Origin of the sequence: Rhizobium sp. BK316, from assembly GCF_014193695.1 — a bacterium.
GTDB lineage: Bacteria > Pseudomonadota > Alphaproteobacteria > Rhizobiales > Rhizobiaceae > Rhizobium.
Genome location: NZ_JACHZR010000001.1, coordinates 1,675,651 through 1,700,200, shown reverse-complemented (window position 1 = coordinate 1,700,200; position 24,550 = coordinate 1,675,651). Strand labels below are relative to the sequence as shown.

Genomic DNA, 24,550 nt, shown 5'->3' with positions numbered 1-24,550 from the left:
CAGTCAATAATGGCGTACAATCATTCCGCAAACAGGACCGGAGCGACGACTCGAGATGTGACCAAACTGACGCCTTCGCATTATGTAGGCTTTCGCACGACGGACGGGATGCGCGGCGTCACCCGCTACACCGACAGGCTGCAGGTTTCGTCCGCGGACATGCTTCATGGACGCCAATCCTGACAATTATGTCGAAATCCCTCCCAAGGAGTCGATGCCGCGGAACCTGCTCGGTTTCGTGCTTCTGATGGGCCGATCCCATCAACTGGCTTTGGCTGCAATTTCGGTGCTTCTCTTTCTTGCCGGAACAGCGCCCCTGGAAATTCAGAGGCGAGTGATCAATGCGGCAACGCAGGGCGGCGCCTACGCGACCATCTTCGCTCTTGTCCTTGCTTATCTCGGCCTCGTCTTGCTGGAAGGACTGACTAAGTTCGGCTTGAACCTCTATCGCGGCTGGATCGGTGAGGTGGCGATCCGCTGGCTGCGGATGACGGTACTGTCAGCCTCCGATCAGTCGCGCAGGCGTCCTCCGGACGCATTGGCAGAGGGCGTGCAGCTATCAATCGTTCTGGCCGAAGCCGAGCCGGTCGGCGGCTTCGTCGGCACGAGTATTTCCGAGCCGCTTTTACAGGTCGGCATTCTCTGTGCGGTCGGAGGTTACATGATCTTCCTGCAGCCGCTCATGGCACTTGCCGTCGCCGTTGTCTTCTTGCCGCAGGTCGGCTTCGTGCCGCTCATGCAGCACGCCATTAACCGGCTCGTTGCAAGCAAGATCGCTATTATGCGGCATGTCAGCGAGGGAATGATCGAGCATGTCACTGGCAGCGATCTGAGTGATGTCCAGGCCGATCGCGTGCAATCGCTTTTCGTCACCAACATGACGATCTACAAATTCAAGTTTTCGATGAATTTCCTGATGAACCTGATGACGCAGCTGGGTTACGCCGGCATTTTCGCGCTCGGTGGCTATTACGTCGTCACCGGAAAGACCGAGATCGGCACGATCGTTGCGTTCGTGTCAGGCCTGTCGAAGATAACCGACCCTTGGGGGGCTCTGATCGACTGGTACCGCGACCTCACGGTTACTCAGGTCAAATACGCGATGATCCGTGATGCAAACGCCGATCAGGAGGCGTCAAAGGATCAGAATGATGCCGGGGCGAAGCAACGGACGATCACATAGCTCTGGAAGCTCGTCATAATGGCGCTCGCGGGACGCTGCTTTGATGAAGCTCAAAGACGACCGCGCCAAAAGATAGAAGATGCTCGGCGGGACTATCGCAATCCATCGCGGCGGCGTTGAGGGGACCTGACATGTTCAAGAACATTCTCATAGCAACTGACGGCTCTGAACATTCGAAAAAAGCCGTTGAGTTAGGGGCGTCTCTTGCGGCGGGGAGTGGCGGGCAGGTCGTTCTCGTGCATGTTCTCCTCGTCGGAGAGATCGATACCGATGTACAGCGGATGATCGACGCTGAATTTCCGGGAGCAGAACCAGCCCTGGGCTCGGCCGATGACATCATGAGCACGAGGCTGGCAGCGCCGCGTTTTGATATTTCTCTTCATCGGGCGACCTCCTACCGGATTTTTCGCATCTTGGGCGATCAAATCATTGAGCAGGCCATTAAGGTCGTCAAAGCGGAAGGCGTTGATCAGGTTTCAACGCTGCTGTTGGAAGGAAATCCTGCGGAGCAAATCCTCAACTCGATCACCGACGTGCAGCCCGATGTCGTTATCTGTGGCGCTCGCGGCCTTTCCAGGTTCTCGGCGCTGCTCCTCGGCAGCGTATCCAACAAGATCGCGCAGCTTTGCCCTGTGACCTGCGTCACGGTTCGCTGATGGTGATCGCGTCGGCTCCACACAATCTGCGACGGATCCAGGTCGATCGAAAGAAGAGACCAGCATTCGATCTCAATCCGGGGCATCTTGATGCCGCGATAGCGTCGGGTGCATCAGGAGGCCCGCATGGTGAACGTTCATTTCGCCAATGGACCACTAAGGTTGCCCGAAACCCCTCACGCATTGCCGCCAGAGGCGCTGACCGCCATGCTTGGCGTGTCGGAAGAGGTGGGGCTGTCTCGTGAAGACGCTGAGAAAAGACGGCGAGCCGTTGGCTCGAACGCCATTGAAGCGCGACCTGCCGCAACGTGGTTCGCACTTCTTTTGCACCAGTTCAAGACCCCTGTGGTTTATTTGCTGGCGGGTGCAGCTGGATTAGCCTTTTATTTCAACGAGCTGGAAGAAGGCGGCGCCATCGTTGCCGTCCTTGCCGTCAATGCTGTCATCGGGTTTTATACCGAGCTCAAAGCGGTACGTTCAATCGAAGCGTTACGTGCCCTGGGAGCCCATACCGTCCGGGTACTTCGTAACCGAGTTGTCAGCCGTGTGCCGGCGGAGGATCTGGTCCCAGGTGATGTTGTGGTCATTGAAGCGGGCGAAGCGGTCTGCGCCGACCTCCGGCTGATTGAAGCTTCCAGGCTGGCCGTGGATGAGTCGACCTTGACAGGCGAATCTGTGCCTGTGGAAAAGGATGTCCAGTCCGTCTCGCAAGGCGCACGGCTTTCGGAGCGTCGGTCGATGCTGTTCAAAGGAACAACTATCACGCGAGGAAGCGGCCGAGGCGTCGTGACGGCGACGGGGCTCGCCACCGAACTCGGCAAGGTATCGCGACTGATCATGGAGGTTGACGCCGGCAACTCACCAATGGAGCGAAAGCTATCTCGTCTTTCGACACAGCTTGTCGGAGCCACACTGGTTGTCGCCTCCGTAATCGCAGCTCTTGGCCTCATCTCTGGCCAGGATGAACTCCTGGTCATTGAGGCCGCAATTGCTCTTGCGGTCGCCGCTATTCCAGAAGGACTTCCGATTGTCGCAACGCTCGCTTTGGCGAGAGGAATGTGGCGCATGGCGGAGCAGAACGCCCTAATCGAGCGCCTTTCGGCTGTGGAGACGCTCGGCGCCACGACCGTCATCCTGACGGACAAGACCGGAACGCTGACGGAAAACCGCATGACCGTCCAGCAGCTTTTGACCTCTTCTGGAGAAGTCGTGGTCAGCGCGAATCCGCCGGACAACGCACTTCTTTCGCGAGCCGGCGCCGATCAGGAACTCTCGTTGTTGTTGACGGTGGCTGTGCTGTGCAATGACGCAGATCTTGAGAATGCCGACGCCGAGGGGACAGGCGATCCAATGGAAATCGCACTTTTGCGCGCCGGTCTGTCAGCGAATATGAGCCGGTCCGACCTCCTGTTCAAATACCCGCTTCTGCGCAAACACGCCTTCAATCCCTCTACGAAGATGATGGGAACGATCCATTCCAGTCGAGATGGCATTCTCATCGCAGTCAAAGGAGCGCCGGAGCCGATTATCAATTCTGCAACCGGGGTGCTGCACGAGGGAAGCGAAATCCGGTTTGACGAAGAAACGCGTTCGAAATGGAACAATTACGTCGGACGTCTCGCCGACCACGGCCTGCGCGTGCTCGCCTGCGCTGTCAGACACCCGCCTCAAGAGCCCGATGATCCGTTTCATGAACTGGTCCTGGTCGGCCTGATCGGCCTTCAGGATCCTGCTCGTGCAGACGTACCGGAAGCGATCCGAGACTGCCAGAATGCCGGAATACGGGTGGTCATGGTGACCGGCGATCATGTTGCAACGGCCAGAAGCATTGGTCGCGCCGTAGGCCTCGACACATCTGAAGGCAATGTGGTTGAGGGGCGAGAACTCCACGAGATGCTGAGAACAGGGACACCTGCTCTACGCGATGTCGGCATCTTTGCTCGGGTCGATCCCTCTGAAAAGCTCACTCTCGTGCGAGCCTATCAGAATGCCGGCGATATCGTGGCGATGACGGGGGATGGCGTCAATGACGCTCCAGCCTTGCGGCAGGCCGATATCGGCGTTTCGATGGGACTGCGCGGCACAGACGTCGCCCGCGAAGCGGCGGCAATGATCCTCCTTGACGACAAATTTTCGACGATCGTCAAGGCAATCCGTGAAGGCCGCATTATCTTTGCCAATATTCGCCGGCTTGTCGCCTATCTACTATCGTGCAATCTCAGTGAACTGATGGTGATCGGTCTGGCAGTTGCCGGATCTCTGCCACTGCCTTTGCTGCCGCTGCAGATTCTCTATCTGAACCTCGTGACCGACGTGTTTCCGGCCTTCGCGCTCGCGATGGGCGAAGGAGAGCACCGAGTGCTCAACAGACCGCCCCGCGATCCGAAGGAGGCTATTCTTGGCCGCACCCAATGGCGCGCAGTCATCCTCCACGCGATGGCGCTGAGCGCCGCCACCTTTGCAGCTCTCGGCATAGGAAAATGGCTAGGCTTCGATCAACGCGCAAGCGTGACCGTGACATTCCTAACCCTTGCCTTTGCTCAACTATGGCATGTCTTCAACTTGCGCAGTCGTGGAACGAGCATTTTTGTCAATGAGATGACCGGGAACCGTTGGCTCTGGTCTGCCATTGGCCTTTGCACCCTATTATTGGCTCTCCCCCCTTATGTGGGTCCGGCAGCTCACCTACTGCAACTCGTCCCGCCAACTGCTCAGATGTGGCTTGTCGTCCTGTTTTCCAGCACCGCGCCGCTGATCGCGACACAGATCGTCATGCTCGCACGATCCGGAACGAGACCCAATCGCTCCTGAGCTGGCAGGCCGTATTTCCGGGTCGAGCTCATGCTGAACGGCATTGTGAGCTTGGCCCTGTCAATGGGCAACTGCGCGCGCTTCCAGCGCTCCGTATTGCTCCCATGGTCACACATAACCGGCGTCCGCGCATGCGTTAGATCAATGCGGACAACGAAGAGAAATAGATATTATACTGCGAAAGATGGAGAGGTGGAGAAGACATGACACCACAGTATTTTCTTCCGCTGGCGACGTATCCCGATCCGAGTTCGGGATTGATCATTTCGAATGCCATCGCGTTCGCCGAGTTCTGCGGCGCAAATCTTCACGTCTGCGCCCAAAGAATTGAGATTCCGCACATCCCCGACGCCTGGTCGTCGCTGCTGCTCGATACGCCGAAGATGATCGAGCAAGCCGAAAGTTTGAGCCGTGACCGTGCTGCAACGCTGATCGCCGCGGCGGAAAATCTGAGCGCAGGCACGGAACTTAAGGTGTTTACTCGAATGTTGAAGACTGCTTTGCCTTCGCTGCACGAAACAGCGGCCACGCAAGCACGTTTCTTCGATCTCGCAACCCTCGAATGTATCGCCAGTATTCCGGACACCCGCATCGTCGCTGAAGCCGTCATATTCGGCTCAGGCCGACCGGCCGTCATTTTTCCCAATAGGACTGTCGCCGGCAAGATCGATCATCTGGTGATTGCATGGGACGGGAGCCGCGCAGCCGCTCGCGCCGTCAGCGATGCGAACCAGCTCATCCGGATGGCCCGGACCGTATCGGTCCTGTCGGTCACTGGCGAAAAATCGCTTACAGCCGACAGCGGAACGCACCTTGCTGAAATCTTGAGGTCGAGTGGCATCAATGCCAAGGCAACGCTTGCCCAAGGTAGCGGGTCATCCATCGGCCAGAGCATCCAGCAGGCCGCGCTGGATCTGAGCGGCGATTTTTTGGTCATGGGAGCATTCGGGCATTCTCGATTGCGAGACTTTGTCTTGGGCGGAGCAACCGGTGGGGTCTTGGACGAACCGGCCTTGCCAGTTCTCATGTCCCATTGACGAACGGGAGGATAGGTTTCCCTATCCGACCCTTTGCGGCTCAGGCGGAAAATTGCCGTTGCACCGGAAGTCTTAGCCGATCTTCACCGAGCCTTCGCCGATGCTCACCATGAGATTAATCAAGCAATTCGCGCAGACGGATCGCAAGTTCGCGGGCCGTGTAGGGCTTCTTCAGCAAGCTTGTAGCGAGGGAAAGCTCGCGGCCGGCGATCGTCGGCTCGGCATAACCAGATGTGAAAAGGATCTTGATACCCGGCTTCAGCGTCCGCACGATATCCGCCAACTCGTCGCCGGTCATGCCGCCGGGCATGACGATATCGGTGAACAGCAGCGCGACATCAGGATAATTCTCAAGCCGGTCCAGTGCCTCGTGACCGTTTGCCGCTTCTACGACTTCGTAACCGGCACTGATGAGGCGTGAAACGGCAACGCGGCGCACGCGCGCATCGTCCTCCACGACAAGGATCCTCTCAACACCGCGTGGAATGTTGGGGTGGGACCGTTCAGCCTGCGATTCCTCATCCGCGCCATCCTCTGCCACCTTGGGAACTGCCGGAACAAAGATGCGCACAGTCGTTCCCTGGCCCACCTCGCTGTAAAGCTGAATATGGCCGCCGGATTGCTTGGCGAATCCGTAGACCATCGAAAGGCCGAGCCCCGTGCCGGAACCAAGGCCCTTGGTCGTGAAGAAGGGTTCGAAGGCCCGCTGCTTGACCTCCGCCGTCATGCCGCTGCCGGTGTCCGTCACCGAGATCAGCACGTAGTCGCCAGTGCGCACCTGTGGATACATCTGCGCATAATCGGCGTCGAGCTTGACGCGCGAGATCTCGATCGAGAGCTTGCCGCCGCGCGGCATGGCATCTCGAGCGTTGAGCACAAGATTCAAAAGAGCGTTCTGTAACTGCGATCCATCAACCAGCGCACTATTGGACGAGCCAATCACGGTGGTGCGGAATTCGATCGCCTCGCCGAGCGTACGACGCAGCAGGTCGGAAAAACCGGAAATAAGCTGCCCGACCTCGACGAGTTTCGGATTGAGCGGCTGGCGCCGGCCGAAGGCGAGCAACTGGCCCGTAAGTTTCGCCCCGTCCTCCGCCGCCTCCTGCGCCTCACGCAGCAGCGGCCGCAGCCTTTCGTCGGTCAGTTTGTCCTCGATCATCTCGAGATTGCCGCTGATGACGGTAAGCAGATTGTTGAAGTCATGCGCAAGCCCGCCGGTCAGTTGGCCGATCGCTTCCATCTTCTGCGACTGGCGCAACTCCTCCTCGGTCTTGTGGCGGCTCGTGAGGTCGCGGATGAAGCCGGTGAAGATGCGTTTGCCATTGGTGACCGCCTCGCCGACGGAAAGCTCCATCGGAAAGACCGAACCATCCTTACGCTGCCCGGTCACCAGTCTGCCATAACCGATAATCCGGGGCTCGCCGGTCATGAAGTATCGGGAGAGGTGACCGTCATGGGCGTCGCGATCCGGCTGCGGCATCAGGATCTTGACGTTGCGCCCGCAGACTTCCGCGGAGGGATAACCGAAAAGCCGCTCTGCCGCAGCGCTGAAGGAGGAGATCCTGCCGGCATCGTCAATGACAATCATCGCGTCGGGAACCGTAGCCAGGATGGAGCGCAGATGTGCTTCCCTCCCCGCCAGATCATCCTGCATTCTCTTCATGCCGGTTACATCGTTGTTGATTTGGATAATCATCGCTCTTGTGCCGAGCGATGGGTTGAAGAGAGACCAGCGCGTGGCAATGAAAAGCGTTTGCCCGTTATTGTGTCGGTGCGTCACCTCCCCTTCCCACGCCCCTTGCCTTCGAACGGTTTCGCGGATTTCTTCCAAGGGTGTCGGAAACTGCGTTGCGAGAAGTTCGTGGACGACCTTTCCGACGGCCTCCTTTCGTGGCCAGCCGTAGAGAGCCTCGCAGCCACTGGTCCAGCGGTCGATTATCCCGTCGAAACCGTGAACGACCACGTTTGCCCCGTCGAACATCAGGGCAATCTGGTCAAGCTCCGTCTCAGTCGTCATCTCCTCGCCGTTCTCCCTTCATCGCTGACGCTCTCAGTGGCGCGGCCGCCTTTCACATGCAGCCAGCTTCCACCCGTCCCCCGCTGATTCGTCGTCACTTCCTGACAGTTGCACAAGCGCAGACCGCTTCACGACACGAAGTGAATGACGTCCCACAGGCGCAAGCACGCCTTTATTCGTCAGCTTCGTGATGGAACGGGAAACCGTCTCGATGGTGAGGCCGAGATAGTCGGCGATGTCCAGTCGGGTCATTGGCAGCTCGATCACGAAATCGGCCTGCCCTTCCGAGACCGCGCGAAGAAGCTCTCTTAGAAGAAAAGTGCAAATCCGCTCTTCGGCGCTCTTGCAGGACAGCAGGACCATCTGGTCCTGGGCAGCGGCCATTTCGTCGCAAAGACGGGCGAAGACCTCCGGCCGCAACTCCGACGAACTGGCGACTTCGCTATCGAATGCCTTGCGCGAGAAACGTCGTACCTTCGTGTTGGTAATGGCTTCGGCACTGTAGAGATAGTGGTCCTTCAGTGAAACGCCGACGATGTCGCCGGCGTGCAGAAATCCTGTGATGACGCGGCGGCCATCCGAGATGATCTTGAAGATGCGGAGGGTTCCTTCGACGACCTCGAAAAGGTGCTTGGCAGCGTCGCCTTCGAAAAAAAGGGACTGGCCGGCGACCAGACGCTCGACAGGTTGTCTCCTGAAGAGCTCCTGAATGCAATTCGGCTCGGAGCCAAGGAGCACCGCATTGTTGATCTGCTTGTCGTGATGAAAAGTGGCGCTCTGCAGCATCTTCGTCCCTCCGCGCTGTGGATGAGGCCAATAAAAGGGCTCAGGGTGACATGCGGATGCCGCGTGTGTAAAAGACAATGCGAATTTGTAACAGTTTGTAACAAGTGTCGGCGCAACGATGTATTGCCGTAACGACCTTCCCATCTGCCAGACGATCAGAACCGCCCGGAAAGGCAATCAAAGGCGATAGATGACGCCGTGGTCCCATCGATGACGGAACTCCTGATCGTCGAGCAGGCTCCAAGTCTCGGGTCGAAGGGTCCAAAACCGCAGATATTTGCTCTTCTCATCGATCGCCTGTCTCTCGATACATGCAAACAAGGCTGCCGCGATTTCATGTTCGTGGAGCGGGCTTATGACAATGAAGATCGCTACGTCGAACAGCGGCCCGGCAACAGGGTGCTTTTCGAGGCGAATATGGCAAAGGCCGCGAGAGTACCCCCTGGTGTCGGTCGCCACGATAAAGTTGCGCCGCTCCGAGCCGCCGCTTACACGGCGCCAGGAATCAAGTGTCAGATCAGGCATTGCCGCCTGCGCTATGACGTAAGTACGGTCAATCTGGTCTTTCCGCAGAGGGCCGATGACAAAACCGCTATTGTTAGGCGTCATCTGAGGTCTCCGTTACATTGGACTACACCCTGGCGCTTTGCCGGTGATGGACGTGACGCTCCGTTTTCGATGGTCTGAAAAATGCCGCCACCTGCCGAAGAACATCGCCAGCACCAACTGCAGCACCTCTAATGTCTTGAAGGTGATAACCCTCCCTTTTCTCATAAGGTTTTATCGGCGTGATTGAACCACATGCCGAAGCGTCTGCCTGGTTCGTCCCTTCGATCAGCCTCATCCCAGCCCGTTCGAGGCGGCCAATCTCGCTAAGATCGATATGCTCCGGAGGCTCCTTTCATTGCACCTGTTAGACTTTGCCAACAGCAGTACAAGGACGTTAGACCGACGGTGAGCCTACTGCGTTGACCCGCATCAAAGTCGGCACGCCAATCCACGGATTGCGAGGACTGGCAGGAGCGCGACGGTCGCGAAGGGCGCCAACCGCGCCGTGTCATCGCACATTGAGGTATGTCAAGGCGGCCGCCGATCCGATCCGATATCCTTCATTCTCTTTTAGCTGGAGCCGTACACATGACGATCCCCGCCAAGTCGGTAATGACAACGGATTTAGTTACGGTGTCGCCTGAAACCACCGTGGCCGAAGCCGCTCGGCGCATGCTGATCCATCACATCACCGCTGTACCGGTGGTGGATCCCGACAACCGGCCGCTTGGATTGGTCAGCGAAGGCGACGTGATGCGCCACTTCGGTGCGCAGTTTCAAAGTAAGCGAGCGCAGTGGCTACGCCTGCTGGCGGAAGGCGAGACACTCGCGCCGGAGTTTCTTGCCGAAATCCGCCTCAACCAGCAGCACGTCCGCGAGATTATGCACACGACCATCATCTCCGCTGATCAGGAAACCTCTCTTGCAGAGTTGGCTGATCTGATGCTGAAACATGGGATCAAGCGCGTTCTTATCCTGCGTGACGGCATGTTGGTTGGCATCGTCAGCCGTGCCGATGTGGTTCGGGCCGTGGTTGAAAAACTGGACGACTTGCTTGAGCCGACGGACTAGCGCCGGAAGCTGCTATAGGCAAACCTACTCGACCATCATCTCTTCTCCAGTTTTTCCTGATCACTGAGGCCGCGAGTCCTTGGCTTTACCGGTTTAGATGAGCCTGTGCGGGTCTTTTCGGCTGTTGCGCTCGATGACGCCGACAGCATTGATGCCGGTCAAATCGACAATACGTCAGATAGCGCCGGCTCTTTGAGATCGATCAACGACGCCCCCCCCGCAAACGATTTAGCTCAATTTCCCAATGAGATTGCATGACGCGATTCATGCTGGTCAGCGATACGCGTCGTGACTTTAGGTGTTCTTTCGAGGGAGATTGACATGCAAATGGACCATATCGCCCGCATGCCCGCTCAGAAGGTCTATAAGGTTACCGAGCTCGCCCGCGCGCTGCATATCCGAGATGAACAGGAACAAGAGTTGAAGACGCTTTTCGGCGAATTCCTCACGAGGCAGGAATTCTTATCCAATGTGGAGCTACCACCGCGCTTTCGGTGACGGCCTGTCGACGCCGATGCTGATGAAAGCCGTTGAGCCGACAGCGGGCTGGCTTACCCGATCCGATGGCATCTCCTCGGTCACGGTCGGTTTGATGCCACAGATTGGCCCTGGACGGGCAGGATCGCCGCCGCCTCGCGCCGAATTGCGGGAAAATCGGCGGGTGTGATCGTCTCCCGCTCCAGCAGAAGGCGAGCGCCGGGAACGATGCCGGAACCGGGATGCCCGCCAAAGATGCAAAATCGCTTTCCGCTGGAGGTTGACCGCTCGGAGCCCGTTTGCCGTGTGGTCTTATTCAAACAGTTTGATGCGCGTCAATGTCGTTGTCCCATTCCATCGCTCTAATGCAATGGCTCGCTAATGAGTGAACATGGACTGCACCAGGTCCTTGGGACGCTTTGATGCAGTCTCCTTTGCCAAACGTAGGAGAAAATCATGGCTGACACAGCAACGAAGCTTCCGGTCAAGAACGAGGAAAAGTCGGCATTGCCGACCGGCAACCTCTGGTCCCCGTTTGAAGCATTTCGCTCGGAGATCGACCGCTTGTTTGACGATTTCACGCCTTTTTCGCGCCGTTCGTCCGACCGCCCATTGTTCGGGCGCGTTCTGCCGGCGCTTGGCGCCTGGCCGACGGTTCCCGCGGTCGATGTCATCGAGAGGGACGATGCGTTCGAGCTCACCGCCGAGGTGCCCGGGCTCGATGAGAAGAACATCGAGGTCAAGCTGTCCAACGGCATGCTGACGATCCGCGGCGAAAAGCAGGAAGAAAAGGAGACAAAGGATAAAGAATATCACATCTCCGAACGCCGCTTCGGCTCATTCCAGCGCAATTTCCAACTTCCTGACGGCGTCGATGCCCAAAAAGTGGAAGCAAGCTTTGCCAAGGGCATCCTGAAGGTCAAACTGCCGAAGAGTGCCGAAGCGAAAAAGAATGAGCGGAAGATCGAGATCAAGGCCTCGTGATCCAATAGTGCCTTCGAAGGCGGCGCACAGATATCGCGCGCCGCCTTAGCCGAGGAGGCTCATCAACACGCAATCGAGCATGGTGTGGCACCAAAGCAGGGCACTCGGCGGCGTTCCGGAATCGATATGCTATCAACCGAGTAACGCAAACGCGCCAGCGTTGCTGTCGATCGTTTAAGATAACTCATCCGGCAAGGCTGCGACACCGGCAAAATCACGCGCCGGACAAGGCGCGGGCGACGAAAGTATTCACCGTCAGAAGCTGCTTGCGGCCTGCCGTTTGGCTTCATCCCACAATATCCGGCGTCGATGTCGAGACCCAAGCCGGATTCCTCAGAATATAGTCCGCTGAAACATGGCTGGAAATTCCCGCCGCCGTTTGAAACGGAGCGGGTCCGCGCCAGCACGCATTTCCAACGAGTTAGCATCTGCTCTTGTCAGATTGAAACCGGCAGCGGAGCCAGATGCAGCTCGTTTGGAAGATCCGTCAACAATCACACGACCATCTGCCGCCGACCGGCAACCTCGCCAAGCGGACAGCATCCTTATTGGCGCCCCCGACAACTCGCCGACGAGCCGTTATTCCGTTCGTCAGCGCTCTGAGACAAGGTGCCTCTGAATTTCGTCGATTGGCAGATTGACGAGGTCTTTGTCGTATTCGGCAATGACGCGCTTGCTGAGGCTTTCAGACATGGCCTGTCTCAGGTTGGCCAGCGACTTGGGAGCCGCGGCGATGACGAGTTTGCCAATAGCCCCTTCCGCGCAGATGGTCTCAAGCCGCTCTGCCACGATTGTCGAAAAACGCTGCTCCTCCAAGTCGTGAAAGTCGGTCTCATCGACGCTGCTGCGATGGCTCCCCGCCCAGGTCCGGCCCGGCCGGTCCGTTCCCTGTTCATGGCTGGGCGGGTTGGCGCTCGCTTCAATGACCTGCTCGACTTCGAGCATCAGCTGATAAGCTGTCCCGATGTTACGCAACAAAAGAGCCTTCTTTCCGTCGGCAACCAAAACACATGCGTCGTGGGGAATGATCTCGCTCTTCATTGAGCCCTCCTGCCTTTGAGTATTTTTTTATTGTAGACGTGCAGGAAAAACGCAGTTTGACCAGCGTCAAAAAGGGGACGAAGTTCGCAGCGTTTGGCTATGGCTATGTGACGAGGCTCTTTCTGGTTACTGCCGCTTGTTCGGCTTGATCTTTTGGGCTTCCCGTCCCGGAACCGACCAATACTGCAGCGGTGATGACACCGCTCCATCCAGCGTTCCCACGTCAAGCCGTTGACGAAGAGGAGCTTCGTGCGGTGACGAATGAAATGATGTTCGAGGCCGCCGCGTAACTCGAGGCCGAAAACGCAAGCTGAGGATTGCAGTCAATCTCAACTGATCCGGCCGCCGATCTTGCGCCAGTGCCTCCGCCGGGCGTGAATCGTCGAAAGACGACAGACCCCGGCGGCGCGCCGCTTAGATGCCGGCGCGTTTAGCCGAAGCCGTCGCAGCAATTGTCAGGCCGACGTGCTTCACCCCGCGCTCTTCATATCATTTGCCAGCCGCCCGCCTTGCAGCTTCATCAAACACCTGGAGCGCATATTCGCAAGTGGCGCTCATGTCGTCACCGCAAAGCTTCAAGTTCTTGCATCCGGAGGAAACCTTCCGGGCGATCGTTTCGCGGAAGGCGGAAAGGTCGTGCGTGTCCGGGTGCTTGAGGATTTCCTGCAGGCAGGCGATGGTAATCGTTTCGTAGACCAGCAGCTTGCCCTCGATTTCTCCGATTGTCGGCACCGCGAAGCACTCGCCTCCGCGCTTGTTGTCTCGTTCAACAGTCAGCATAGCGCATCTCCCTTTGTCCGGCGATGATCGAATCCTGCATCTGCAAGCCCCTTGCTGGCTCGGCTGCCGGCAATCGCTTTCGACACGGCACAATGATCCTGTAATCTCCACCTGGCACCGCGCACCTCGATCTTCAGATGCGCGAGCGAGAGGCACTTTTGACGAAACCTGGGTTCGTCCAGCCTTCAGATGGCGATACGACATCGCTTCCAGTAGTCCCACAACGATATCCGTAGTGCGGCGCGCAAACGTTGATGAAGGTCAAAGACCGTCCAGCAGAAGAGAATATTCTCATCGCATTCAGCCAAGAGGTGATCGCGATGACAATCAAGACGGTATTGAGCATTCTCAACGTCGAACATTTCGATGAAGATCTGAAGGCGGCGGCCGCATTCTGTGAGATCTACGGAGCGCATCTCAGCGCGCTCGTCATTTCAATGGGTTCAGCGGGGGCGATAAGCGAATACAATGCCATGTCGACCGTCTGGCTCGACGAACGGCAGCGCGAGATCGAGGAACTTGTAGAAGCCGCAGACAGGGTGAAAGACATACTTGGCCGCGCGGACCTGTCCTGCGATGTCGACCACGTCTATACGGAATTTGCATGGGCCGACCAGGACATAGCGGAACGGGCGCTTTACGCGGATGTCGTGCTCGTCGGTCGGCAGGCCGCCGATGACGAAGACCTTCGCAAGCGGGTCTTCGACGGCGCTCTCTTCCAAACGCCAACTCCCATCCTCATCAATCGCGGCCCGCGCGCCATCTCCTCAGCTGCAAAATCAATCCTCGTCGCGTGGGACTCCAGCAATGAAGCCTCTCGTGCGGCGCGCCAATCGCTCGAGCTTCTGAAACAGGCGGACGTGGTTTACATCACGCTGATCGACCCGGTCGCCAGCATGAGGGCGAATGGCGAGGAGCCGGGAGCCGACATTGCAGCCTACCTTGCCCGCCACGGTGTCAAAGTGCAGGTGGATCGCCTGGCCAGCGGCGGGCGGAGCGCGGACGAAGTCCTAAGGCAACACGCGGTCGATGTTGCCGCCAATCTTATCGTCATGGGCGCCTTCAGCCATCCACGCTGGCAGCAAACGCTGTTTGGCGGGGTGACCCGTAGCATGATCGAGGAGACCCGCATCCCAATTCTCATGGCGCACTGAGGCGGGCCGGAAAGAAAGTTCGATCACGGCATCGTCGCGATGGACAAGACTAAAACCACCGAATTCTACGGGGGCTGCTTTGTCGTGTGCGCCAGCGGATCGACATCGTCGTCTTAAACGAAATCGCTCCCAACACGCTGACATGGCGTGGTTGCACTGTCGCTCTTACTGACAAAGGACGGCATCGCCTAGCGACCTTGAGCACTCGACGACAAGTTCGGCCGGTCCTCCTGATCGACCTCCGCCGCCGTTCGAAAGCCTAGCCTGCGCAGATCGGCAGCGTCGGGCGGCACCCCTGTATGGCGTGTTGGAAGAGGAAACCCGCTTCTCCCCTCGGGGCATGGGAATCATGAGGCGAAAAAAAGTTCCACGCCCGATCTTGAAGATACATCATTATATATTATACTATAATGTATAGTAAATCTAGCACGGAGTTGGCAATGCCTGTCACCGCAATATCCGAGAAACTGTCGGTCTCGCCGCAACCGAGCATCGAGACCATCCAGTCGCTTTATGGCAGAGGCTTTAGGACGCTGATCAACAACCGGCCGGACGATGACGATCCTACCCAGCCGGGAACGCAGGGCGAAAGCCAGGAAGCAAAGCACTGCAACCTGTCCTATGCGTTCATTCCGGTCACACTTGGCACGATCACCGAGGCGGACGTCCGTGCGTTTCAGCGCGCAGTCGACGAATCCGAAGGGCCGGTGTTCGCCCATTGCAAGACCGGCACCCGATCGCTCAGCCTCTACCTGATCGGTGAGGTTCTTGACGGCCGGATGTCTGCAGACGCGGTTGTCGAGTTCGGACGCGTCCTGGGTTTCGACACAAGCGGCGCCGCAGCCTGGCTTAGGACACATGCCGCGCGCCGACCGCAGGTGAAGGGTTTTTTCGACAAGCGCACCTGGAGCGTCCAGTACGTGGTGTCCGATCCGGCGACCGGCAAGTGCGCCATCGTAGATCCGGTCCTGGACTTCGATGAGAAGGCGGGCGCGACAGCGACCACCAATGCCGACGCAATCCTCGAGTACGTCCGCAGCCGGGGGCTGACCGTCGAGTGGATCCTTGATACCCATCCGCATGCCGACCACTTCTCGGCCGCCCAATATCTTAAGGAAAAGACCGGGGCTCCGACAGCCATCGGCGAGCGCGTCGTCGACGTACAGAAGCTGTGGAAGGGCATCTACAACTGGCCTGAACTTGCGATCGACGGCTCGCAATGGGACCGTTTGTTCGCCCACGGTGAAACCTTCAAGGTCGGCTCGATCGATGCCAAGGTGCTGTTCTCGCCCGGACATACGCTCGCCTCCATCACCTATGTGATCGGCGACGCAGGCTTCGTGCACGACACACTCTTCATGCCCGACAGCGGCACGGCCCGCGCCGACTTCCCCGGGGGCGATGCTCGCGTCTTGTGGAACTCGATCCAGGAGATCCTCGCCCTCCCCGACGAGACACGGATCTTCACGGGCCACGACTACCAGCCAAAGGGCCGTGCACCCCGTTGGGAAAGCACGGTGGCCGACCAGAAGAAGTCCAACCCGCATCTTGCCGGCGTGACGGAGGAAGAATTCGTGGCGCTCAGGACGAAGCGGGACAAGACGCTGCCGATGCCGAAGCTCATCCTGCACGCCCTGCAGGTGAACATCCGGGGCGGGCGCCTGCCGGAGCCGGAGGCCAATGGCAAGCGCTACCTCAAGTTTCCACTCGATGCATTGGAGGGAGCAGCATGGGAATGACGTCCGATCTGAAGGCGGTGATGAAGGCGGGGCTTGGCCGCGCCGAAATGGCCAGCCGGGCCGGCGAAGTTGCGGATCTATTGAAGACGCTGTCCCATCCAGCCCGCCTGATGATCGTCTGCACGCTCATTGAGGGCGAGTACTCGGTCAGCGAACTTGAAGAGAAACTCGACGTGCACCAGCCGCATCTGTCGCAGCACCTGACCGTGCTGCGTGGCTCCGGCATCGTCGAAACGCGGCGGGAAGGAAAGCAGATCTTCTACCGCCTGACCGAGGCAAAGGCTGCCCGACTGGTCGCCGCCCTCTATGACATCTTCTGCGTGAAGGAAGAAGAATGAACACCTATCTCCCATCTCTGGTCGGCGGCATGCTGATCGGTTTATCCGCTGCCATGCTTCTGCTTCTCAACGGTCGGATCGCTGGGATCAGCGGGATTGTCGGGCATCTCGCTCAGGGCGTCGGAATGACCACCAATCTTGCCTTCGTGCTTGGGCTGCTGCTCGGGCCGATTGCCTACCTGCTCGTCTTCGGCGATTGGCCAGTGGTCGAAATCACCGCAGGCTGGCCGCTCATCATCGTCGCGGGGCTGCTCGTCGGCTTCGGCTCGCGGATGGGCTCCGGCTGTACGAGCGGGCACGGCGTGCTTGGTCTCGCCCGCTTGTCGCCGCGCTCCATGGTGGCCGTCGCTACTTTTCTGACGGCCGGCATGGTCGCCGTCGCAGTTTTGCGGAGCCTTGGAATATGAACAGGAACATCTACCGGTTCGCGGCCGCTCTCGTCTCCGGCGTCGTCTTCGGATTAGGCCTGTCGCTCTCCGGCATGCTGAACCCGGCTCGCATCCAAGGCTTCCTCGACGTCTTCGGCGCATGGGATCCGAGCCTCGCCTTCGTTCTCGGCGGCGCCGTCGCCATCGCCTTCGTTGGCGTGCAGGTGATGAACCGGATACGGCATCCTGCCTTCGACGACAGCTTCCATGTTCCGACGAGCCGGCGGATCGACGCGCCGCTGGTCGTTGGCTCGGCCTTATTTGGCCTGGGCTGGGGGATCGGCGGCTTCTGTCCCGGCCCTGCCGTCGCCTCCCTGTCGGTCGGTATTCCGCAAACCGTCCTGTTCGTCATCGCCATGCTGGTCGGGATGACCTTGTACGACAGAGTATGGAGCAGACGGGCATGAGCACCTCCATCCTCGCGGCAGTCGGCTCCGGCGGGATCGTCGGGTTCATGCTCGGCCTGCTCGGCGGCGGAGGCTCCATTCTGGCCACTCCGCTGCTCCTCTACGTCGTTGGTGTGAGCCAGCCTCATATCGCAATCGGAACGGGCGCGCTTGCGGTCTCGGTGAACGCGTTCGCGAACTTTGCAAGCCACGCGATCAAGGGGCATGTCTGGTGGCGCTGCGCAGGCGTCTTCTCGGCACTTGGCGTTCTCGGAGCGCTCGCCGGATCCAGCCTCGGCAAGGCGATGGACGGAGGCCGTCTGATCTTCCTGTTCGGAGTCCTGATGGTCGTCGTCGGCGCCTTGATGCTCAAGCCCCGCAAGGCGGTGACGGCAGAATGCCGGCCGGTCGACCTCAAGATGTGCCTCGCCACTGCGGCCGTGGCACTCGCCGCCGGCGCTGCATCCGGTTTCTTCGGAATCGGCGGCGGCTTCCTGATCGTTCCCGGCCTGATGCTGGCGACAGGCATGCCGATGATCAACGCGATCGGGACATCTCTGCTCTCCGTCGGTGCGTTCGGACTAGCGACGGCGTTGAATTATGCTAGTTCAGGACTGGTGGACTGGTGGCTTGCCGCGGAGTTCATCGGGGGCGGCATCACCGGCGGTTTGCTCGGCATGCTGGTCGCCACACGACTAAGCGGCTACAAGAACATCCTCAACCGCCTGTTCGCCGTGCTGATCTTCGCAGTCGCCGCGTACATCTTCTATCGGAACTGGGGAACGCTGATGAACGGCTGAGCGGGCACCAACGTCGGAGTGGCGGCGCTTGGCGTGGCATCCCGACGGGAGCCCGAGGCCGATCATGCGATCGTCAGGCGGTCTTCCAGCGTGCTGATACCGGGTGCCGACCAAGCGGCACGCTCGGCCGCGCGACGTTGGGACCAGGTGGCGACCTTGCCCGACAAGATGACCTTTCGGCCCTGGACATCGACGCTGATATGGTTGGATTCGATTTCCGCGTCCCGTTCGAAGGCATCCTCGATGCGTTTCTTGATGTCCATAGCGCTCAGTTGCGGCTTGATTTCGATGAGATTGGAGACGCCGACAACACCGGCAAGGCTCTTCACGGAGGCGTAGGCCGCGTCCTTTTGATACTGCCACTCAACTTTGCCGGTGAGCGTGATCCAGCCTTTGAAAACCCTCACCTGGACGGTTTCCTTCGGCACACACACGTCCCAATCGAGCATCTTGACGGCTCTGGCGGCGATGTCATCGTCGTCAGTCGCGGCCGCGCCGAATATCCGCACCTCGATTTCCTGCGCGATCCCCCTGACGCCCTTGACCCGGCTAACGACCCGCTCGGCCGCTTCCCGCTCGGCATAGTTGCCAACATGGCCTGTCAGCGTAACGATGCCCTTCTCGACGATCACGCCGATTTCGGCGGCGTTGACCCTGGGATCAAACTCCAGTTCATCCAGAATATGCTGACGGAGTGAAAGATCGTTCATAACGCCCTCCTTGGAATGGTCGACGCCCTATAGTGCCATAGGCAGAGCCGGCGTCGTTGACCCTTATCAAGATCGGCAGGACCAATAGCGCAATACAGTCAGGAGGGTTGCTCGCCGACATGACCGGTGAAAAGATACTCCGCCCGAGCCAGAAAACGGTGCGCATGAGACGATACCCGATAACTGAAGCGAGCGCTGAACAGGTACCCAGTGCCGCTCATGGAAGAGCGTCAGGATACCGTTTTTGCTCCAATGTCATCGGCGACATCATCGGCGAGCTTTCGAGCCAAGCGAGCGCCTTCCGCTTCCATGCTTGAAGTAACAGCAGCCATCTTCGCAAACGCGCGCGGATAGTCCGCAAAAGCGCTCTGGAAATAGTCCGTCAGCACATCGAATGAGTCGTTCAACTCGATATTCTCGACCAAGTCGCGCAGGCAGGTGTCGAACAGCTTCGTTCGATGCTGCAGGAATCCCAGCAGCTCGGCCTGACAGCGCAAGCCGATCCTGCATGACAGGACGAAAAGTCTCGCCTGTACGACAAGAGGATTTACCGCGAGAGGGGTGTCCATTTGTGCAGAAAGTGGAAAGGCGGTTTTAGACATCGACAATCCTCCAAAACAAGGTTGACGCGGAAGGCCAAAGATCATTGATCTCGGTCAACCGAGATTCCTGTCGAGGGCCGAGCCAGCGTGGCGTTGCACCTGCAAATATATCCGCACATTCACACGCCACTTTGATCCGCCGCAATGAAATGCGCCAATACTTTGTGGAACTATCCTTTCGAAGATGAAAAGGAGCGGAACAATGCTGAGGGTTTTTGCAGCAGGGGTTATGATCGCGGCGGCCGTTCTGATTGGCTATGCCGGCGCAACGAAACCGGTTGGCCAAAAGCAAGCCAACGCCGACAGCCAGACCGACAAGAAACCTCCGAAGACGGGGTATCCGAACCTTTTCATTCCGCCGACAAAAGGCAACGGCTTTTGACCTGTGGTCTCGACCTGACAAATCCCGGGATGACTTGGGCGGTTTATCTGATCACGATGAAGCGCGTGTGCCCGTCCCTGTAAATTCCAAGCAGTAGAAGATCCTTTGCACGCCGGGTGAGGTCCACGACGGCTTGCGGTGATTTTGCCGGCTTGCGGTCGACGCTGACGATAACGTCTCCGGCTTCGAGGCCGGCAATTGAGGCGCGGCTGCGATCGCTCATTGATTTCACCAACGCCCCTTCAACCTTGCCATAAGCATCCGAAGCTTGATCGAGAACCTGTAGGGTGACGAGGGAAAGAAGGCCGTCGCCTTCCATGGTCAAGGGAAGCGGAGCTGGAGGGGGTTCGCTTTCAGCGGCGAGCGTGGCGCGCAGATCGAATTTCCCCTCTCGCCGAAAGACGGAAACGGTCACCGTGGCGCCGGGTGGATAGGAGGCAACCTTCGTCCGGAACTCGCGCGCTGTATGAACGGGAGCACCGTCGATCCCGACGATGACGTCGGCAACCTGGACACCTGCCCGGCTCGCAGGCGAACCCGGTACAACCTCGCCGACGAGAGCCCCGGTTGAAGTCCTGATGGCAAGCGCCCGTTCGAAGTCACGATCATTGTCTTGAACTGCAACGCCGAGCTGTCCACGGCGAACTTCCCCATAGGTAACCAGTTGTTTGACGACACCGCCGGCAATGTTGACCGGGATGGAGAAACCGACGCCGACATTCGTGTCGGATGGTCCCATGATCGCCGTGTTGATACCGACCAGTTCGCCGTCGAGGTTGACCAAAGCGCCGCCCGAGTTTCCCGGGTTCATCGAGGCGTCGGTTTGAATGAAATCCTCATAGCCTTCAAGACCGAATCCCCCGCGCCCGAGAGCGCCGACGATACCAAGGGTGGCAGTCTCTCCCAGGCCGAATGGGTTACCGATCGCCACGACATAGTCACCGACATGCAGCGCGCCGGAATCGCCGAGCGCCATTGCCGTCAAACCCGAGGCCCTGATCCTTACGACGGCGAGATCCGTTTGAGGATCGCTGCCGACAAGTTCGCCATCATAGGTGTCGGCGTTGAAAAGCCGGATGGTAATCTTCGTCGCATTTGCAACGACATGATAGCTCGTCAGAACAAAGCCTTGCCCGGCGTCGATAATGACGCCCGAGCCGGTCGTCTGGGTTGGATCGGACGCCCCGTCCTCCTCTAACGCGCTGTCGGCACCGGCGGACGCTTGGACATTGATGGATACCACGCTTGGAAGGACGCGCTCGAGCATCGGCGCCAAGGAGGGCTGGCCCTGGGCGGATGCTGCAGTGCTGGATGCCCAGGCGAGAAATACGGCGACCTGCAGGAGTCTGAGAAGGGCTTTTCCATAAACCATAGGCGCATAGCGACTAATATTCGGACAATGACTTGCAGGCGCCGGCATGACTGGTCCTCCCCAGCAACTTCCCTTGCAGCTTCGCCGAGGATAAGAGGCGATCCGACATCGCGACATTGACCAAGCGCAATCTCGGTTATCCTTCGTTGCAAGACAGTGGAGCATCGCCGAAAGTACGATGCCCTCAACGTCAGGGCATGGGGGCGGCGTACAATCAGGTGCCCGCTTGCACGAACCGACGCACGCATTCGATCCGCGCGCGGTTTCCTCACGTTTCCTCAAGCACAAAACGGCACAGATTGCGCTGCATCAAAGCACAGTGACCGCCAGCGGTTTAGAGAAGGCCCGATCGGTATCCAGGAGGTCATCGTGGAAACGACGCTAAGACATAACGGCCGCTACGAAGGCTATATCCACCTGGCCAGCACCATTGCGCCGATGCGTACGGCCGTGGTCCACCCATGTTCTGCCGACACGTTGCGATCTGCAGCGGAGTTGAAGGCGCAGGGGCTTCTGGCGCCGGTTCTGGTCGGCCCTGAACGCAAGATCCGGGCAATCGCGGATGCAGCCGGCATACTGCTCGACGACATTGAAATCGTCCCGGTCGAACACAGCCATGCCGCCGCCGAACGAGGCGCAGCGCTGGCTTGCGAGGGCGAGGTCGCAGCCTTGATGAAGGGCAGTCTGCATACGGATGAGCTTCTGTCGGCAGTCATGGCATTGGCGCGACTGAGAACGGAACGGCGGATGAGCCACGTCTATGTGATGGATATTCCGCTTTATGACAGACTCCTCGTCGTTACCGACGCGGCGATCAACATTCAGCCGGATCTCGACCAGAAGCGCGACATCTGTCAAAATGCCGTCGATCTCCTGCGCTCGCTCGGCATCGGAAAACCCCGTGTTGCCGTGCTTGCGGCGGTCGAAACGGTCAATAGCAAGATGCAGGCGACGCTTGACGCCGCTGCACTGACTGTGATGGCGGCACGCGGCCAGATCAATGGTGCGGTCGTCGATGGCCCCCTCGCTTTCGACAATGCGATCAGCGCCGAAGCCGCCCGGGCAAAATCTATCGATTCTCCGGTGGCCGGTCAGGCAGACATTCTCCTCGTACCGGATCTGGAGGCCGGCAATATGCTGGCCAAGCAGCTCATCTATTTCGCCGGGGCCGATGCCGCCGGCCTGGTGCTTGGTGCTCGTGTTCCCATCATCGTGACCAGCCGAGCCGATCCGCTCAAAGTGCGCACCGCTTCAGCAGCCTTGGCTAAACTCCTGGCCGCCGCCAGATCAGACAGTCCTTGAAGCAGGATCAGCCATGGCGCAGCCCCGCTTCTTTCACCTTTATCGCAAACCTACGAGTGAAGACCCTTCTTTGGTTGGAAGGCAAGACAGAGGCTGACTTCGATCGCTCCGGGCTGGCATCCGTAACCGGAGCTTGCCTTGCAGGGCCGTTTGGCTTGCGGGTCTCAGCAAGCGGGCACCAGACCCTGTTTGGGTGCTCGTTGATCAAGGTCAATGAACTTGCCGCTCATCATTTTAGTCTGTGTTTGTACAGGAGGCAAAAAATGTCGACAGTGCAGACCATCATGACGCCAAACCCCGTGACGATCGGCGCGGAGGCGCGGATCTGGGCGGCGGCAAACTTGATGCTTGACCACGGTATCAGTGGTCTGCCCGTGACGGACGAGGCCGGACAGCTGGCCGGCGTCATCAGCGAAAGCGACTTCTTGCTGCGTGGAGAACTGCATACGGATCCGGCAAAAAGCTTCTGGCAACGGTTGTTTTCCACGCGCGGCGCCCTGGCGGAAGACTATTCCAAGGCGTTCGGGCGAAAGGTCGGAGAGGTCATGTCCTCTCCGGCTGTCACCATCGGGGCCGAAGAGGCGGTCGGCGCCGCAGCTCTTCTCATGGCCGAGCGCAACATCAAGCGCCTGCCCGTCGTTGCGGACGACAAGGTCGTCGGCGTCCTGACGCGATCCGACATCATGCGCTCGATGATCAAGGAGATGGCGGCACGTTCGGTCGAGAGGATCGATGCGGATATCCGCCGCGCCCTGGAGGGCGAGCTCGATCATCAGCGGTGGGGCGACAACATTACGGTGCACGTGAAGGAAGCCATTGTCACACTCGAGGGGAAGGTCCTCGACTTAAGGGAGAAAACCGCCGCGCGCGTGGCGGCGGAGAATACACTGGGTGTGATCCAAGTCATCGACAATGTGCAAGTGGTTGTGCTGCCTGACATGCCTGTCCCGCCGCCTGGCTTCTACCCTTGAACCGAGAAGCTCCGGCAATCGGTCTTTCGGGTGGCGAGCTGGAGAGCCCACTCCGGAAGGGATCGCAGGTTTCCGCAAACTTGGCTATCGAAGGAGATGGAAATGAGTGACACGCAAGTCGCAGCATTGGACCATACGGTCCAGCTCACAAATCTATGGCTGAAAAAGCTTGTCGATCAACACCGTTTCAGCGACCGGCACGAAGCATACAACGCTTTGAGGGCCGTCCTCCACGCGTTGCGCGACCAACTGACGGTAGAGCAGGCGGTTCATCTGTCGGCACAACTGCCGATGCTGGTGCGCGGGATCTACTTCGAAAATTGGCACATCGGCGCTGAAAAGAAGCGCATGCGAAGTATCGACGACTTCACGCAGCAGGTAGCAAACCACCTTCCGCCACACTTTCCACGCGACCCCAAAGCGACCAGCAGGGCTGTATTCGATCTCCTGTGGCAGGAGATCGACCAGGGTCTGTCGGAAAAGTTGATCGACGAATTACCCGAGGTCCTGCGACCCCTTTGGCTGTCCGTAATAGAGCGATAATGGCCCGTCACGAGAAACGACAAGCCGCCGTCACGCAGGCCTGGAGAGGATTATCAGTTCCAAGGACGTTGAGCATACAGAGGAGAAGAAGATGTCAGTCCCTAACGAACTCGTCGAACCCTGGCATGAGCCGGTATATGTGCAGGTCGAGGCGCGAGGGCCGCAGATCATTCACAATCCGGCCGAAGCACTCGAGTTTCTCGCAAACGATTGGGTCGGATCCCGTCGAAAGCATTCATTCGCGCGGGAAATCTGTTCGGCGGCCGTGCGAAATCAAATTTCCAGCGACACCGCGCGCGAGGCGTTCTTGCAGGCAGTTCTCGATGCCAGAATAAACACCCGCGCCCCAGACAGTCAGCAGTAGGTTCCGTAGAGCCGCTTCGCCTGCCTCTAGAAGCCGTCTGGCAAGCATTATCCGTCAAAAGCGATAC

General features: G+C 58.8%; 26 protein-coding genes. 18 read left to right on the top strand and 8 right to left on the bottom strand.

What is annotated here, in order from left to right:
* Nucleotides 1–214: 214 nt before the first annotated feature.
* The 4 genes from FHT87_RS07685 (at nt 215) to FHT87_RS07670 (ending at nt 5,687) form a co-directional block, all read left to right on the top strand.
* A complete protein-coding gene (locus FHT87_RS07685) occupies nt 215–1,183 on the top strand; it encodes an ABC transporter ATP-binding protein (RefSeq protein ID WP_183727318.1) in 969 nt (322 codons plus the stop codon).
* Nucleotides 1,184–1,314: 131 nt separating this feature from the next.
* The gene (locus FHT87_RS07680; protein WP_183800741.1) at nt 1,315–1,839 is read left to right on the top strand and encodes a universal stress protein; all 525 of its coding nucleotides are present in this window, start codon (nt 1,315–1,317) and stop codon (nt 1,837–1,839) included.
* A gap of 126 nt (nt 1,840–1,965) precedes the next feature.
* Entirely contained in the window at nt 1,966–4,650 is a 2,685-nt protein-coding gene (locus FHT87_RS07675; protein ID WP_183726882.1) for a cation-transporting P-type ATPase, read from the top strand.
* 203 nt (nt 4,651–4,853) lie between these two features.
* A complete protein-coding gene (locus FHT87_RS07670) occupies nt 4,854–5,687 on the top strand; it encodes a universal stress protein (RefSeq protein ID WP_183800738.1) in 834 nt (277 codons plus the stop codon).
* 115 nt (nt 5,688–5,802) lie between these two features.
* On the opposite strand, the gene FHT87_RS07665 is transcribed toward FHT87_RS07670, so the two are convergent.
* The 3 genes from FHT87_RS07665 to FHT87_RS07655 all read right to left on the bottom strand — a co-directional run bounded on the left by FHT87_RS07665 (nt 5,803) and on the right by FHT87_RS07655 (nt 9,099).
* On the bottom strand, nt 5,803–7,704 hold the full coding sequence (locus tag FHT87_RS07665; RefSeq protein WP_183800735.1) for a PAS domain-containing sensor histidine kinase: 1,902 nt from the start codon (nt 7,702–7,704) through the stop codon (nt 5,803–5,805).
* Nucleotides 7,705–7,737: 33 nt separating this feature from the next.
* Entirely contained in the window at nt 7,738–8,490 is a 753-nt protein-coding gene (locus FHT87_RS07660; protein ID WP_183726876.1) for a cyclic nucleotide-binding domain-containing protein, read from the bottom strand.
* A 177-nt stretch (nt 8,491–8,667) separates the two neighbouring features.
* A complete protein-coding gene (locus FHT87_RS07655; RefSeq protein ID WP_183726874.1) occupies nt 8,668–9,099 on the bottom strand; it encodes a hypothetical protein in 432 nt (143 codons plus the stop codon).
* A 528-nt stretch (nt 9,100–9,627) separates the two neighbouring features.
* On the opposite strand from FHT87_RS07655, the gene FHT87_RS07650 reads away from it, so the two are divergent.
* From FHT87_RS07650 to FHT87_RS07640, 3 genes are all read left to right on the top strand, one after another.
* A complete protein-coding gene (locus FHT87_RS07650; RefSeq protein ID WP_183800732.1) occupies nt 9,628–10,110 on the top strand; it encodes a CBS domain-containing protein in 483 nt (160 codons plus the stop codon).
* 321 nt (nt 10,111–10,431) lie between these two features.
* Complete coding sequence (locus tag FHT87_RS07645; RefSeq protein ID WP_183726870.1) at nt 10,432–10,608, top strand: hypothetical protein; 177 nt, start codon at nt 10,432–10,434, stop codon at nt 10,606–10,608.
* A gap of 435 nt (nt 10,609–11,043) precedes the next feature.
* Nucleotides 11,044–11,571 (top strand): Hsp20/alpha crystallin family protein, encoded by a 528-nt coding sequence (locus FHT87_RS07640; protein WP_183800729.1) that lies wholly within the window; start codon nt 11,044–11,046, stop codon nt 11,569–11,571.
* Between the two features lie 591 nt (nt 11,572–12,162).
* Here FHT87_RS07640 and FHT87_RS07635 read toward each other — a convergent pair.
* Together FHT87_RS07635 and FHT87_RS07630 are read right to left on the bottom strand one after the other, a co-directional pair.
* The gene (locus FHT87_RS07635; protein ID WP_183800726.1) at nt 12,163–12,612 is read right to left on the bottom strand and encodes a host attachment family protein; all 450 of its coding nucleotides are present in this window, start codon (nt 12,610–12,612) and stop codon (nt 12,163–12,165) included.
* 489 nt (nt 12,613–13,101) lie between these two features.
* On the bottom strand, nt 13,102–13,392 hold the full coding sequence (locus FHT87_RS07630; protein ID WP_183800723.1) for a hypothetical protein: 291 nt from the start codon (nt 13,390–13,392) through the stop codon (nt 13,102–13,104).
* A gap of 320 nt (nt 13,393–13,712) precedes the next feature.
* Between FHT87_RS07630 and FHT87_RS07625 the strand changes: the two genes are divergently transcribed.
* The 6 genes from FHT87_RS07625 to FHT87_RS07600 all read left to right on the top strand — a co-directional run bounded on the left by FHT87_RS07625 (nt 13,713) and on the right by FHT87_RS07600 (nt 18,237).
* A complete protein-coding gene (locus FHT87_RS07625) occupies nt 13,713–14,546 on the top strand; it encodes a universal stress protein (protein ID WP_183727316.1) in 834 nt (277 codons plus the stop codon).
* Between the two features lie 440 nt (nt 14,547–14,986).
* Complete coding sequence (gene blh, locus FHT87_RS07620; protein WP_183800720.1) at nt 14,987–16,285, top strand: bifunctional sulfur transferase/dioxygenase Blh; 1,299 nt, start codon at nt 14,987–14,989, stop codon at nt 16,283–16,285.
* A complete protein-coding gene (gene bigR, locus FHT87_RS07615; protein ID WP_183726861.1) occupies nt 16,276–16,623 on the top strand; it encodes a sulfite-sensing transcriptional repressor BigR in 348 nt (115 codons plus the stop codon). The genes blh and bigR overlap by 10 nt, the downstream gene beginning before the upstream one ends.
* A complete protein-coding gene (locus FHT87_RS07610; RefSeq protein ID WP_183800718.1) occupies nt 16,620–17,030 on the top strand; it encodes a YeeE/YedE family protein in 411 nt (136 codons plus the stop codon). The genes bigR and FHT87_RS07610 overlap by 4 nt, the downstream gene beginning before the upstream one ends.
* Complete coding sequence (locus FHT87_RS07605; RefSeq protein WP_183726857.1) at nt 17,027–17,458, top strand: YeeE/YedE family protein; 432 nt, start codon at nt 17,027–17,029, stop codon at nt 17,456–17,458. Before FHT87_RS07610 ends, FHT87_RS07605 begins: the two co-directional genes overlap by 4 nt.
* On the top strand, nt 17,455–18,237 hold the full coding sequence (locus FHT87_RS07600) for a sulfite exporter TauE/SafE family protein (protein ID WP_246699576.1): 783 nt from the start codon (nt 17,455–17,457) through the stop codon (nt 18,235–18,237). Before FHT87_RS07605 ends, FHT87_RS07600 begins: the two co-directional genes overlap by 4 nt.
* Nucleotides 18,238–18,299: 62 nt before the next feature.
* On the opposite strand, the gene FHT87_RS07595 is transcribed toward FHT87_RS07600, so the two are convergent.
* Nucleotides 18,300–18,947: a BON domain-containing protein gene (locus FHT87_RS07595; RefSeq protein ID WP_183800713.1), complete on the bottom strand. Its 648-nt coding sequence runs from the start codon at nt 18,945–18,947 to the stop codon at nt 18,300–18,302.
* Nucleotides 18,948–19,177: 230 nt separating this feature from the next.
* Nucleotides 19,178–19,549: a hypothetical protein gene (locus FHT87_RS07590; protein ID WP_183800710.1), complete on the bottom strand. Its 372-nt coding sequence runs from the start codon at nt 19,547–19,549 to the stop codon at nt 19,178–19,180.
* Between the two features lie 229 nt (nt 19,550–19,778).
* Here FHT87_RS07590 and FHT87_RS07585 point away from each other — a divergent pair, with 229 nt between their 5' ends.
* A complete protein-coding gene (locus FHT87_RS07585; protein WP_183800707.1) occupies nt 19,779–19,931 on the top strand; it encodes a hypothetical protein in 153 nt (50 codons plus the stop codon).
* 43 nt (nt 19,932–19,974) lie between these two features.
* Here the strand turns inward: FHT87_RS07585 and FHT87_RS07580 are convergent, their stop codons facing one another.
* Entirely contained in the window at nt 19,975–21,303 is a 1,329-nt protein-coding gene (locus tag FHT87_RS07580) for a trypsin-like peptidase domain-containing protein (protein WP_246698053.1), read from the bottom strand.
* 369 nt (nt 21,304–21,672) lie between these two features.
* Here FHT87_RS07580 and FHT87_RS07575 point away from each other — a divergent pair, with 369 nt between their 5' ends.
* From FHT87_RS07575 to FHT87_RS07560, 4 genes are all read left to right on the top strand, one after another.
* Complete coding sequence (locus tag FHT87_RS07575) at nt 21,673–22,605, top strand: bifunctional enoyl-CoA hydratase/phosphate acetyltransferase (protein ID WP_183726846.1); 933 nt, start codon at nt 21,673–21,675, stop codon at nt 22,603–22,605.
* 263 nt (nt 22,606–22,868) lie between these two features.
* Nucleotides 22,869–23,576 (top strand): CBS domain-containing protein, encoded by a 708-nt coding sequence (locus tag FHT87_RS07570; protein ID WP_183800700.1) that lies wholly within the window; start codon nt 22,869–22,871, stop codon nt 23,574–23,576.
* 102 nt (nt 23,577–23,678) lie between these two features.
* Nucleotides 23,679–24,119: a DUF2267 domain-containing protein gene (locus tag FHT87_RS07565; protein ID WP_183800697.1), complete on the top strand. Its 441-nt coding sequence runs from the start codon at nt 23,679–23,681 to the stop codon at nt 24,117–24,119.
* Between the two features lie 91 nt (nt 24,120–24,210).
* Nucleotides 24,211–24,483 carry a DUF982 domain-containing protein gene (locus FHT87_RS07560; protein WP_183726841.1) on the top strand — a complete coding sequence of 91 codons (273 nt, stop codon included), beginning with the start codon at nt 24,211–24,213 and terminating at the stop codon, nt 24,481–24,483.
* Nucleotides 24,484–24,550: the final 67 nt, after the last annotated feature.

Coding starts and splice junctions, on each gene's coding strand:
- FHT87_RS07685 (WP_183727318.1), top strand. CDS start 215: ATGCCGCGGAACCTGCTCGGTTTCGTGCTTCTGATGGGCCGATCCCAT.
- FHT87_RS07680 (WP_183800741.1), top strand. CDS start 1,315: ATGTTCAAGAACATTCTCATAGCAACTGACGGCTCTGAACATTCGAAA.
- FHT87_RS07675 (WP_183726882.1), top strand. CDS start 1,966: ATGGTGAACGTTCATTTCGCCAATGGACCACTAAGGTTGCCCGAAACC.
- FHT87_RS07670 (WP_183800738.1), top strand. CDS start 4,854: ATGACACCACAGTATTTTCTTCCGCTGGCGACGTATCCCGATCCGAGT.
- FHT87_RS07665 (WP_183800735.1), bottom strand. CDS start 7,704: ATGACGACTGAGACGGAGCTTGACCAGATTGCCCTGATGTTCGACGGG.
- FHT87_RS07660 (WP_183726876.1), bottom strand. CDS start 8,490: ATGCTGCAGAGCGCCACTTTTCATCACGACAAGCAGATCAACAATGCG.
- FHT87_RS07655 (WP_183726874.1), bottom strand. CDS start 9,099: ATGACGCCTAACAATAGCGGTTTTGTCATCGGCCCTCTGCGGAAAGAC.
- FHT87_RS07650 (WP_183800732.1), top strand. CDS start 9,628: ATGACGATCCCCGCCAAGTCGGTAATGACAACGGATTTAGTTACGGTG.
- FHT87_RS07645 (WP_183726870.1), top strand. CDS start 10,432: ATGCAAATGGACCATATCGCCCGCATGCCCGCTCAGAAGGTCTATAAG.
- FHT87_RS07640 (WP_183800729.1), top strand. CDS start 11,044: ATGGCTGACACAGCAACGAAGCTTCCGGTCAAGAACGAGGAAAAGTCG.
- FHT87_RS07635 (WP_183800726.1), bottom strand. CDS start 12,612: ATGAAGAGCGAGATCATTCCCCACGACGCATGTGTTTTGGTTGCCGAC.
- FHT87_RS07630 (WP_183800723.1), bottom strand. CDS start 13,392: ATGCTGACTGTTGAACGAGACAACAAGCGCGGAGGCGAGTGCTTCGCG.
- FHT87_RS07625 (WP_183727316.1), top strand. CDS start 13,713: ATGACAATCAAGACGGTATTGAGCATTCTCAACGTCGAACATTTCGAT.
- blh (WP_183800720.1), top strand. CDS start 14,987: ATGCCTGTCACCGCAATATCCGAGAAACTGTCGGTCTCGCCGCAACCG.
- bigR (WP_183726861.1), top strand. CDS start 16,276: ATGGGAATGACGTCCGATCTGAAGGCGGTGATGAAGGCGGGGCTTGGC.
- FHT87_RS07610 (WP_183800718.1), top strand. CDS start 16,620: ATGAACACCTATCTCCCATCTCTGGTCGGCGGCATGCTGATCGGTTTA.
- FHT87_RS07605 (WP_183726857.1), top strand. CDS start 17,027: ATGAACAGGAACATCTACCGGTTCGCGGCCGCTCTCGTCTCCGGCGTC.
- FHT87_RS07600 (WP_246699576.1), top strand. CDS start 17,455: ATGAGCACCTCCATCCTCGCGGCAGTCGGCTCCGGCGGGATCGTCGGG.
- FHT87_RS07595 (WP_183800713.1), bottom strand. CDS start 18,947: ATGAACGATCTTTCACTCCGTCAGCATATTCTGGATGAACTGGAGTTT.
- FHT87_RS07590 (WP_183800710.1), bottom strand. CDS start 19,549: ATGTCTAAAACCGCCTTTCCACTTTCTGCACAAATGGACACCCCTCTC.
- FHT87_RS07585 (WP_183800707.1), top strand. CDS start 19,779: ATGATCGCGGCGGCCGTTCTGATTGGCTATGCCGGCGCAACGAAACCG.
- FHT87_RS07580 (WP_246698053.1), bottom strand. CDS start 21,303: ATGGTTTATGGAAAAGCCCTTCTCAGACTCCTGCAGGTCGCCGTATTT.
- FHT87_RS07570 (WP_183800700.1), top strand. CDS start 22,869: ATGTCGACAGTGCAGACCATCATGACGCCAAACCCCGTGACGATCGGC.
- FHT87_RS07565 (WP_183800697.1), top strand. CDS start 23,679: ATGAGTGACACGCAAGTCGCAGCATTGGACCATACGGTCCAGCTCACA.
- FHT87_RS07560 (WP_183726841.1), top strand. CDS start 24,211: ATGTCAGTCCCTAACGAACTCGTCGAACCCTGGCATGAGCCGGTATAT.